This is a genomic window from Pseudoalteromonas sp. 1_2015MBL_MicDiv (genome assembly GCF_002407505.1).
GTDB lineage: Bacteria > Pseudomonadota > Gammaproteobacteria > Enterobacterales > Alteromonadaceae > Pseudoalteromonas > Pseudoalteromonas fuliginea.
Genome location: NZ_CP012737.1, coordinates 1,755,769 through 1,767,140 on the forward strand (window position 1 = coordinate 1,755,769; position 11,372 = coordinate 1,767,140).

General features: G+C 39.0%; 11 protein-coding genes. 7 read left to right on the forward strand and 4 right to left on the reverse strand.

Features of this window, described 5'->3' with window-relative positions; genetic code table 11:
- Positions 1 to 57: 57 nt before the first annotated feature.
- Complete coding sequence (locus AOR04_RS08000; protein WP_096792992.1) at positions 58 to 1,242, reverse strand: DUF1624 domain-containing protein; 1,185 nt, start codon at positions 1,240 to 1,242, stop codon at positions 58 to 60.
- 149 nt (positions 1,243 to 1,391) lie between these two features.
- On the reverse strand, positions 1,392 to 1,808 hold the full coding sequence (locus tag AOR04_RS08005; RefSeq protein ID WP_024590122.1) for an MgtC/SapB family protein: 417 nt from the start codon (positions 1,806 to 1,808) through the stop codon (positions 1,392 to 1,394).
- 513 nt (positions 1,809 to 2,321) lie between these two features.
- On the opposite strand from AOR04_RS08005, the gene AOR04_RS08015 reads away from it, so the two are divergent.
- A complete protein-coding gene (locus AOR04_RS08015; RefSeq protein WP_096792994.1) occupies positions 2,322 to 2,696 on the forward strand; it encodes a hypothetical protein in 375 nt (124 codons plus the stop codon).
- Here the strand turns inward: AOR04_RS08015 and fghA are convergent.
- Both fghA and AOR04_RS08025 read right to left on the reverse strand, forming a co-directional pair.
- A complete protein-coding gene (fghA, locus tag AOR04_RS08020) occupies positions 2,650 to 3,492 on the reverse strand; it encodes an S-formylglutathione hydrolase (protein WP_096792995.1) in 843 nt (280 codons plus the stop codon). The genes AOR04_RS08015 and fghA overlap by 47 nt on opposite strands.
- A 72-nt stretch (positions 3,493 to 3,564) precedes the next feature.
- Complete coding sequence (locus tag AOR04_RS08025; RefSeq protein WP_096792996.1) at positions 3,565 to 4,686, reverse strand: S-(hydroxymethyl)glutathione dehydrogenase/class III alcohol dehydrogenase; 1,122 nt, start codon at positions 4,684 to 4,686, stop codon at positions 3,565 to 3,567.
- A gap of 134 nt (positions 4,687 to 4,820) precedes the next feature.
- Here AOR04_RS08025 and AOR04_RS08030 point away from each other — a divergent pair, with 134 nt between their 5' ends.
- The 6 genes from AOR04_RS08030 to hflX all read left to right on the forward strand — a co-directional run bounded on the left by AOR04_RS08030 (position 4,821) and on the right by hflX (position 11,263).
- Entirely contained in the window at positions 4,821 to 5,693 is an 873-nt protein-coding gene (locus AOR04_RS08030; protein WP_198403014.1) for a LysR family transcriptional regulator, read from the forward strand.
- 147 nt (positions 5,694 to 5,840) lie between these two features.
- Positions 5,841 to 7,058, forward strand: a complete 1,218-nt coding sequence (locus AOR04_RS08035; RefSeq protein ID WP_096794104.1) for a lipoprotein-releasing ABC transporter permease subunit — start codon at positions 5,841 to 5,843, stop codon at positions 7,056 to 7,058.
- A complete protein-coding gene (gene lolD, locus AOR04_RS08040; protein WP_096792998.1) occupies positions 7,051 to 7,749 on the forward strand; it encodes a lipoprotein-releasing ABC transporter ATP-binding protein LolD in 699 nt (232 codons plus the stop codon). Before AOR04_RS08035 ends, lolD begins: the two co-directional genes overlap by 8 nt.
- On the forward strand, positions 7,739 to 8,983 hold the full coding sequence (locus AOR04_RS08045) for a lipoprotein-releasing ABC transporter permease subunit (RefSeq protein ID WP_096792999.1): 1,245 nt from the start codon (positions 7,739 to 7,741) through the stop codon (positions 8,981 to 8,983). The genes lolD and AOR04_RS08045 overlap by 11 nt, the downstream gene beginning before the upstream one ends.
- A gap of 117 nt (positions 8,984 to 9,100) precedes the next feature.
- Positions 9,101 to 9,574, forward strand: coding sequence for a DUF1456 family protein (locus tag AOR04_RS08050; RefSeq protein ID WP_002960721.1), 474 nt, complete (start codon positions 9,101 to 9,103; stop codon positions 9,572 to 9,574).
- A gap of 339 nt (positions 9,575 to 9,913) precedes the next feature.
- Positions 9,914 to 11,263 carry a GTPase HflX gene (hflX, locus tag AOR04_RS08055; RefSeq protein WP_096793000.1) on the forward strand — a complete coding sequence of 450 codons (1,350 nt, stop codon included), beginning with the start codon at positions 9,914 to 9,916 and terminating at the stop codon, positions 11,261 to 11,263.
- The last annotated feature ends 109 nt before the right edge of the window (positions 11,264 to 11,372 follow it).

An 11,372-nucleotide genomic window follows, 5' to 3' on the forward strand; every position in this document is an offset into this window, starting at 1 on the left:
ACGTATTGGTTAATGACATAAAACCCCGCAAATATTATGCGGGGTTTGTGTTTTTACTTATATATATTTAGCAATTAAGCTATGTTTGTGGCTTCGCTTCCAAACAATGTATCGCTTAGCGAGTAGGGTTGTTAGCCCTATTACAACGGCTATAAATAAAAGTGTTGCTGTGTAACTCATGCCATAACCTTCAGGCAAACCAACGAGAGTATCTGCGTAGGTCATATCGCTAAAATTAAAGCCAAGAATAGGTATAATTAACCAAGCAATAGCATGTAATAAATACAAATGCACAAGGTATGAAAACATACTTGTTTTACCCAGTACTTGTAAAAAGTTATGCGAAAAATCGGTTTTTAAACCACTTAATGCCTTTAAAGAAATAAGCCCAAGGCCAACAGTAAGTAACATAAACTGCAGCGAAAGCGGATACTTTGTTGGGTTTAGAAACGACATAACAGTGAGTAATGAGCTTGTATGTATAGCAAACTGTGACATATCACCGTATAAGTTAAATCCACGTAAAATGCCATAAAGCACAAGGCAAGTAACCCCTAATAACAATGCGTGATTCATCACTTTTTTACTGTATTGTTGCGCTTTGTAATAAACACCAGCGCAATATGCCAATGCCATTAAGCCAACAATGGGGGCAACTGGGTAGGTTGTTCTAATTTGAAAATCAAAAGGGAGATCAAGTACATTTTTTTGATGTGCAATAGACCATGCAGTATGTGCAAATGTATTAGGCTCAAAGCTTGTTCCATCAAATAAATTATGCCCAAACACGAGTAATAAGCCTGCTACAAAAATGGCATAAATGCCCAGGAAACGCAGCAGTCCTAAAATAACAAAGCCCCAGCCGATAGCCCAAATAACTTGTGCGTATAGCATTGGGTATAATGGGTTAAAGCTCCAAGACCACGAAACAATAGTAAATTCAAACAAAATTAGCACTAAACCACGAATAATCAAGCTTTGTGAAAATGCTTTAGTGGATACATATTTATGCTCTGTTATAGCCGCAGATAGACCTGCTAAGAATACGAAGAGTGGTGCGCAAAAGTGAGAAACATAACGCGTAAAAAAGGTAACGGGATCAGTCCCTGGAATGGTCATCGGATCGGTAACTGAGTAATTAAGGCAATAATACATACCATGGTCAATAACCATAAATATAATTATTATGCCCCGTAATATATCAATATGGTGTAAGCGGTTATCGGTTGAAGGTAGCGACATAAGAGAGCTATATAGAGTGATTTAAAACTGTATTTATTATATGTTATATTGTATCAAATTGAAATCGTGTATTTATATTTTGCCACTGATTATACACAAGTAATACGACCAATATTTGCTCGCATTACTTGTAATAATATAGCTAATTATCACTTAAACTTTTTTACATACCTTAGCGTTATAAAATTAATAATGGCAAGCAAAATGGCTATTTCGTAACGGCTATAGGCTACAGCGATACCAATTAAGCCCATATTCCAAATACTGGCTGCGGTTGCTGTACCGGAGGTTGATTTGTTATTTTTCAAAATTGCGCCACCGCCAATAAAACCAATGCCAGTAATGATGCCTTGCAACATTTTAGATTGAGCTTCTGCGCCATCTAAAACCGACATAGCGATTAATGCATACCCACACGATGCAACAGCAACAAGAGGAAAGGTACGAAGACCTGCGCCATCATTACTTCGCTCTCTGTCGTAAGCCATGGGTAGTGCAAGTAGGTATGCAATTCCTAAGTGTATTAAGTTATCGATGATTTCATTCCACTGTAAATCAATTTCCATTATTGAGCCTATGCGGGTTAATTTTGTTAATAATAAGCAAACAGCGGGCCATTGCATAAATAACTAATAATCAATGGTTTATTGTAGGAAGCTGAGTTTAATAAAAATTATTGAGGAAACTTTTACATGTTCTTATTACTATTTTACGCGATAGTTAATTTGATCTGAGTTTTAAAGCCCCGTATTCATTTATCATATCTAAAAGACACCTATGTGAACCTTTTACCTTTAAATAAAACATTAATCACAACAACTAAACTTGAAAAAACAGCGTTACTATTTTGCGCTGGGTTATCTGTTTTTGCTTTTTTATTCCCTGAATTTCTCACAGAACACTTACAACCCGCTATTAATAAAATTTTAGGTTATTTAGGGTCGCCATTTTTTATATTGCAGCTGGTGGGTGCTACAAGAAAGTTTATAAATGATTTTAGGTAGTAATACTTACATTTTTTTACAGAGTTACAATAAAAAACGTATACAATTTAGGTAATATTTTGTTAAGGATGAATGATGAAAACAATTATTGTACTTTTGTTTTTTTATTGCCTTTCTGGCTGTACAGTTGCGGGCGCTATTATTGATGGGCAAGCACAATCTCAGGCGCGTAATGATAAAAATAGTATTAGCCCGGCGCAGTCAACACCTTATAAAAACCCACTAGAGCCAGTACCTACAGATAAAAACGGATTTAACTTTACTGATATGGGATTAAAGATAGATTCGGCTCTTGTTAGCCTAGTTAAAGGGGAAAGCACTACTACGCAAGTATGTAGGCAGGTCACTAAAAGTCTAAAAGAGTGTGTAGAGGTAGAAAAGTCATCTCTACACACTAATGAGGCTAAGCAGTTAAAAACTGATGATGAAATAATAAGTGTTGGTCAATAAAGCTGCTTATAAAAAAGTAGCTATGATCGTAGCCTGCTTGCATTTCAAGTGTAAGCGGGTAGCTTTTTTTATCAGCAATAGCGACTAAGTTTTCTGGCTTAAGTTGCTCTTGTAAAAAACCATCGGCATCACCTTGACTCACTAACATGGGTAAGTAATGAGCTTGCTCTGCGTTTTTCATCAGCTCGCAGCTGTCGTATTGCTTCCAAAGCGCTTTATCATTTCCTAAATAACCAGTAAATGCTTTTACACCCCAAGGGCATTCAATCGGATTTACAATAGGGCTAAAAGCCGAGGCACTTACAAAAGCAGTCGGGTTTTTAAGTGCGACCATTAATGCACCGTGCCCGCCCATAGAGTGACCACTAATTGCTTTTGTACTTGTTACCGGAAAATGTTGCTCTATCAATGCTGGTAATTCACTAACAACATAATCGTACATATTAAAATGGGTGTTGTAAGGAGCTTGCGTGGCATTTACGTAAAAGCCTGCGCCTTGTGCAAAGTCGTAGCTGTCTTCATTGGGTACGTTTTCGCCACGCGGGCTAGTGTCAGGCGCTACAATAGCAATACCCAGCTCTGCTGCTTTTTTAAATGCACCGGCTTTTTGCATAAAATTTTCGTCGGTACAGGTTAATCCCGATAACCAATAAAGTACCGGTACTTTATTTGCCTCACTTGCGCCAGGTGGTAAAAATACGGCAAAGCGCATAGTGCAATGTGTACTTTGCGAGCTGTGAGTATATTGCTTATGCCAACCGCCAGACACTTTTACACTTGAGATATTTTCTAACATACTTAATCCTTAAAAGCCGTAAACTTAAAAGTATTACGGCTTATTAATAAGCTATTTTACGAATGCAGTTTATTAGTAATGAATGACTGTACGAATACTTTTGCCTTCGTGCATTAAATCAAACGCTTCGTTAATATCTTCAAGGCTCATTGTGTGAGTAATAAAGTCGCTAAGAGCAAATTCACCTGCCATGTAACGCTCAACAATTTCAGGAAGTTGTGAACGGCCTTTAACGCCACCAAATGCACTACCACGCCATACACGCCCAGTTACCAGCTGAAACGGACGGGTTGATATTTCTTGGCCTGCACCTGCCACACCAATAATGACCGACTCACCCCAACCTTTGTGGCAACACTCAAGCGCTGAGCGCATAACGTCAACATTACCAATACATTCAAACGAGTAGTCAACGCCGCCGTCGGTCATTTCAACAATAACTTCTTGAATTGGCTTGTCGAAATCTTTTGGGTTAATTAAATCAGTTGCACCTAGTTTTGTAGCTAAATCGAATTTAGTGGTGTTTATATCAACACCAATAATACGACCAGCACCAGCCATCTTTGCGCCAATAATCGCAGATAAACCAATACCGCCTAAGCCGAATATAGCAACCGTGTCGCCAGGCTTTACTTTAGCTGTGTTGGTAACTGCGCCCATACCTGTTGTTACACCACAGCCTAGTAAGCAAATCTCTTCTAGTGATGCTTCTTTATTTACTTTAGCGAGTGAAATTTCTGGCAATACAGTGTACTCAGAGAACGTTGATGTCCCCATGTAGTGATAAATTGGTTGGCCATCTTTAAAAAAGCGTGTTGTGCCGTCTGGCATAAGGCCTTTACCTTGAGTTTCGCGCACGGCTGAGCAAAGGTTAGTTTTACCTGAAGTACACATTTTACACACGCCACATTCAGCAGTGTATAGAGGAATAACATGATCCCCCACTTCAACACTGGTTACGCCTTCGCCAATTGCGTATACAACGCCTGCGCCTTCATGGCCTAAAATAGCAGGGAATATGCCTTCAGGATCTTGGCCCGATAATGTAAATGCATCGGTATGACATACACCAGTAGCGGTAATTTTTACCATTACTTCGCCTTTTTTAGGCATCATCACATCAACTTCTTCAACACTAAGTGGTTGATTAGGACCCCAAGCAATGGCAGCTTTTGATTTAATAAATTCAGACATGTGTTTTATTTCCTTTAACTGGCTATTAAAAAATAATTGTAGACCCAATTTGCTTGGGTGATGGGCTTATTGTATTTGTTTCTCAAATAATGATAATCTCAATTTTATTAAAACACTTTTACAGTATGGTAATAATGACGCGTTGGAATGGAATAGATGAGTTTATAGCTGTAGGGGAGGAGGGCAGCTTTACTGCGGCTGCAAAAACGCTTGGGCTTTCGGTTGCGCATATTAGCCGTCATGTAACAGCGCTTGAGCAACGTTTAAATACACAACTATTAACTCGTACAACCCGTAAAGTGGTTTTAACCAAAGAAGGCGAAGTGTACTTACATCAAATAAAGCACTTACAACACGCTATGGATGAAGCAACTCAAGGCCTTGCTCAGCAACAAAGCACACCTAAAGGTAAAATAAAGCTCACAGCACCAGTTATGTACGGAGAGAGCTTTATTATGCCCATAGTGCATAACTTTATGAAGGATCATCCCGAGGTCGAAGTTGTTGCCACACTAAGTAACGAGCAAGAAAACTTATTAGAGGGCGGATTTGATTTAGCCATAAGGTTAGGGCATTTAAAAGATTCGAGCTTAAAAGCGCGTAGGTTAAGTGCGCGGCGTTTTATTATGTGCGCGGCACCACAGTATTTAACGCGATTTGGTGAGCCGCATACTTTAGGCGAGCTAAACAGCCATGAATGCTTAATTGGGAATAGTAGCTACTGGCGCGTAAACGAAAATGGGCGCGATAAACACATTAAAATAGCGGGGCGGCTACAGTGTAATAGTGGTTGGGCGCTGGTGGATGGCGCAAAAAAGGGGCTCGGTATTGTACAGCTCCCAGACTACTACATTGAAAACGAAATTAACTCAGGGCAATTGGTGCCTATTTTAACACCCTATCAACCACAGCAAGAAGGGGTATGGGGCGTATATCCACCAAGGCAGTTTGTGGCCACTAATGTACGGGTATTGCTCGATTATTTAGTTAAAGGGCTGAAAGCTTAACCGCGAATTAATGGTTAAGCATGTATTGCTGTAAATATAGCCAAGTATCAGATTTTTAAATTATTTCTTACATTTTACGCCATACCCAAAGGCACTTTTTTCGTGCTACTATTGCTCAATACTTTTACGATAAGTGTTAAAAATAATATGTTTCAACCGGTTAGCTTATTTATAGGGCTTAGATATAGTCGCTCATCTAAAGGAAATGCGTTTATATCGTTTATTTCGTTTTTTTCTATTGCCGGTATCGCTATTGGTTTAATGGCATTATTTACGGTAAGCAGTGTAATGAATGGGTTTGAAAATAGCCTAAAAACCAATATGCTTGGACTTATTCCGCATGTTGAAGTTAGCGCAGGTAAAAACACTGCCACTCAAATGGGCACTCTTAAAACCGACCTCGAACAATCTCCTTATGTTGATCATGTAAGCTTATATCGCCACGGCGAAGCTATTTTGCAAACAAATAAAGACTTGCACGGCGTTTTACTACAAGGCCTTTATAAAGACAGCGGTTCTTTGTATAAAATTACCGATAAAATAGTGCAAGGCGATTGGAAAACTGTATTAAACAAAAATTACAACATTGCTATAAGCCGTTATTTGAGTCGTAAATTAGGCGTTAGCGTGGGTGATAAGCTTCGCGTTATTATGCCTAATGCTTCAACATATACACCTCTTGGGCGAGTACCCAGCCAGCGTTTATTTAAAGTTGCCGCAATATACGAAACCGGATCTGAGATAGATATGGCACTTGCGTTTACGAGTGGCGCTTCACTACAGCGGGTGTTAAAGCTGGATAAAAACACCACCCCAAATTTAAGTGTTTCATTGCACGAACCTTTCGAACTAGATGAATTTATTGAAGCAAGCCAACGTATTTTAAAAGATCACAATTACAGTGATTGGCGCAGTACCCAAGGTACTCTATTTGCAGCCGTGGCTATGGAAAAGCGCATTATGTCTATGTTGCTTGCCCTCATTGTATTGGTGGCTGTATTTAATATTGTATCGGCATTAACCATGATGGTAAGCGAAAAACAAGGTGAAGTAGCCATACTGCAAACGTTAGGTTTAACACCTTCGCAAGTGCAAAAAGTGTTTATGGTGCAAGGCTTATATAACGGCGTAATTGGTACCGCAATAGGCGCATTTTTAGGTGTAATATTTAGTTTATATATAAATGAGCTACTTGCATTAGTGGGCTTAAACTTACTGGCGGGTATAGAGCTTCCGGTAAAATTTGATATTTTGAGTTTAGTAATAATAGCGTTTGCCAGTATTGCTATGAGCTTTTTAGCTACCTTATATCCTGCGCGTAAAGCCGCAAAAGTAAAACCAGCAGAGGTATTACGTTATGAATGATTTAGTAATTAGTTGTGAAAATTTAAGTAAGGTTTATCAAGATGGCAGCAACCAAGTTGAAGTATTAAAAGGTGTTGATTTAGCGCTGCAGCAAGGTGAAATGCTCGCTATTGTAGGGAGTTCTGGCTCTGGTAAAAGTACGCTTTTACACATACTTGGCACATTAGATACCGCAAGCTCAGGTACCGCTAAAATTAAAAACCAAGAAGTTGCAAAACTTTCGCGAACAGAGCAAGCCGCATTTAGAAACCAAAATTTGGGCTTTATCTATCAATTTCATCACTTATTAATGGAGTTTAGCGCAGTTGAAAACGTGGCTATGCCATTATTAATTAAAGGCTTGAGTGCAAAAGAAGCCAAAGCTCAAGCGCTCGATATGCTCGAAAAAGTAGGCCTTGCACATCGCAGCTCGCATAAACCGTCTGCGCTTTCTGGTGGAGAGCGCCAACGCGTGGCTATTGCCCGTGCATTGGTTACAAAACCTGCGCTTGTGCTTGCTGATGAACCAACCGGTAATTTAGATAAACAAAATGCGATTAAAATTTACGATTTAATTAATGAGCTTAACCAAAGCTTAAACACCAGTTTTGTGGTAGTTACACACGATTTAGAACTTGCCGATAAGCTAGGCAAAATAGCTTATTTAGACGATGGAAAACTAGCTATTAAAGAGTCGCAGCATGTTGCTTAGTGCATTTTTAAGTAAACGTTTTAGAGCCTATTCAGGCCACAAAGATGAAAAAAACGGCTTTGTTAGTTTTATCGCTAAAGCGTCGACTATTGGTATTTTATTAGGTGTCGCGGTTTTAATTGTGGCGCTGTCGGTAATTAATGGTTTTGAGCAGCAACTAGTACATAGATTACTAAGTGTTGTGCCGCAGGTTGAATATGTAGCACCAAGTAGACCCATCGCGAATTGGTCGCAAAAGGTTGAGGATTTACAAACACAACCGCATGTAACAGGGGTTGCGCCATTTATTGCAGTGAACGGGATGGCGCAATATAAAAGCCAGCTAAAAGCGATAGAAATTCGAGGTGTTGAGCCATCGCTCGAGAGTAATGTATCGGCGGTAAACCAGTTTACCAGTGGTAAATTAGTGAGTCAGTTAGGCCTTGACGATGTAGTTTTAGGTAAGCAAATAGTAAAACAGTTAGACGCCAAAATAGGCGATAATATTACATTACTTATTCCGCAAATTAGTCAAAAAGGTCAATCATTATTAGCGCCTAAACGCGTAACACTTAACCTTGCAGGTGTTATAGAAATGGGCGGCCCGATTGATAGCACCGCTGCGTTTATACATCTTAATAAAGCGCAGCAAACATTGGGTTACGATGAAACTCAAGTAACAGGGCTGCGCTTAAGTGTTGATGATGTGTTTTCGGCGCACCAAATAGCGCTAAAAGTGGGCCAAACTATTGACGACTACGTGTATGTTTCCAGTTGGTTTAGAACCCAAGGCAGCCTTTATCAAGATATTCAAATGGTACGTACCATTGTTTATATTGTGGTGTTTTTAATTATAGCGGTAGCCAGTTTTAATATTGTATCGTCCTTAGTGATGGAAGTACGCGAAAAACAAGGCAATATCGCGATTTTAAAAACCATGGGCGCGAAAGACAGTACTATTTTAGCCACCTTTGTAATGCAAGGCTTAATGCAAGCATTTGTAGGCGTGGCACTAGGAACACTAATTGGTGTGGTATTAGCGCTTAATATAAGTGAGCTTTTTACGTGGATAAGCCAATTATTTGGAGCCAATCCACTTGAGGGCGTTTATTTTATAGAGTTTTTACCAAGTAAATTAGTACTTGAAGACATTGGTATTACAGTGATTGTTACGTTTGTGCTTGCGATACTTGCCACTATTTATCCTGCATGGCAAGCAACGCGCGTAGATCCTGCCAAGGTGCTTGGTAACTAGGTATAAGAAGCTCAGATAAAAATTAATAGGGTGGTATTAGTAAACCTGTTAAACTAGGCGCTTATTTAAAATTAAGCAATAACTGCTTGGTTGCTATACCTCACTTTGGGATTTACTTTGACTAATAACGATATTTTACGCCGCATTCGCTACACTTTTAACTTAACTGATACTGCTATGGTCAATGTTTTTGCATCAGCAGAGCATACGGTCACCAAAGAGCAAGTAATTGCATGGTTAACTAAAGAAGGTGAAGAGGCTTTTACCCCAATAAGTGATACTGAGTTTGCTAGCTTTTTAAATGGGTTTATTAATACCCAACGTGGCAAACGCGAAGGTGAGCAACCAGAACCTGAGAAAAAGCTAAACAACAATATTATCTTTATGAAGCTACGTATTGCTTTAAACATGAAAGCAGAAGATGTTATAGCAACACTTGCACTTGTTGATTTTGACTTAAGTAAACATGAGTTAAGCGCTTTTTCTCGTAAAGTAGATAACAAACATTACCGTGTTTGTAACGATCAAATATTACGCTTGTTTTTAACCGGTGTACAAAAGCAGCATCGTCCAGAAGAGTCTGCTGAGTAATTGATTTTAGCTAATTAGTTAAAAACTAATTAGTTTTTAGTTAATGGGCTTGTGTATGCGCAATGCTACATAAAGCCTATTATCAATGGTAAACCCCAACACTTAATAATTAAATACATTTATAACAACACCAAGTTACTTATTGGTTTACTTGCGTGTAAAAATTATAATGCCCCCGTATAAATAGTTCATAGATTTACTCTAATTTTGGCAAAATGAAGATAATAATTGCATTCGTAAGCTATAACGCTGTAAAGCTCGGCCATAACAGCGTAGGATCAGCTTACTTTCGAATGAAAATTAGGTTTGCACTTTAGGTGCATTAACATATAAAAAATTATGCAACTAACTGCAAAACCATCACTTCCTAATGCGTTACTTATTTCTATTAGCACACCACAATTTAAAGGTGACGAAGCAACAGAGTCGCTTGCAGAGCTTGCGCGTTTGGTGACTACGTTAGGATTTAAAGTAGTAGGTACGCAATCGCAAAAGCAAAGCTCAACTCAAAAAGTTAATGTACTGGGCTCAGGTAAACTAGCTGAAATAGCTCACCTTACCGGCAATAAAGGGATGGTTGAAGACGAGCAAGAAGATGGTTTACTTGATGAAGACCCTTTACCCGAAATATCGTCAGAAATTCCATCAGACGATTTAGATTTTGCATGTGCCGATGTAGTGGTATTTGACTGCGATTTAACGCCCTCTCAACTGCGTAATGTTGAGAACCAATTAGGTGTAGAAGTATTTGATCGCACCGGTATTATCATTGAAATATTTAGTCGTCATGCGCGTACTAAAACTGCAAAATTACAAGTTGAAATTGCTCGCCTTAATTATGTAGCGCCACGACTGCGTGAAACATCAACAGGTGATAAAGAACGCCAAATGGGTAAAGGTGCGGGTGAAACCACACTTGAGCTTAATCGCCGTAAGGTGCGCGATCAGTTAGCAGAATTAAAGCGCGAACTTGTTAGTGTTCAAGATGTAATGATGGACAGACGTACGCAGCGCTCTGAGCTATTTTCAGTGGCTTTAATTGGTTATACCAATGCAGGCAAGTCATCAATGATGCGTGCTATTACAGGCAGTGATGTAGAGGGCGAAAACAAGCTTTTTGCTACGCTAGATACTACAGTTCGTGCGTTATATCCCATTACCCAGCCTCGTATATTGGTTTCAGATACAGTTGGTTTTATTAAAAAGTTACCTCACGATTTGGTGGCTTCATTTCATTCAACGCTCGCTGAAGCACATGATGCGTCGTTATTGTTGTATGTTGTAGATGCTTCAGATCCTTCTTTTCGCTCACAACTTGAAGTAGTACATAAAGTACTGGCAGAAGTTGGGGTGGAAGGCAGCAAAAAATTATTAGTACTGAATAAGTCAGACCAATTAAGTACTGAACAGCAGCAGTCGCTAATGGATGAATTTCCTGATGCGATGATGACCTCTACGCGTAATCCAGATGATATTAGTAAATTGCACAAATACATTATTGGCATTGCTCAAGAGGACATGATTGAAGAAGAGATTGTTATACCGTACACAGCCAAAGGTATCGTGGGCGAAATCCGATCGAGTATGAGTGTTGTTAAAGAAGAATATGAATACAGCCATATTAAATTAACAGTGCGCTCGAGTGCGATTGATTTAGAACGTTTAAAAAAGAGAATGTTGAATTTATAATAAATTCAGTACATAAAAAGCACAGCCAATTGGCTGTGCTTTTTAGTATTAGTTCTAATATACGTAAATTTAACGCTGCTAGCTTTGAACATAGCTCTGAGATAAATTC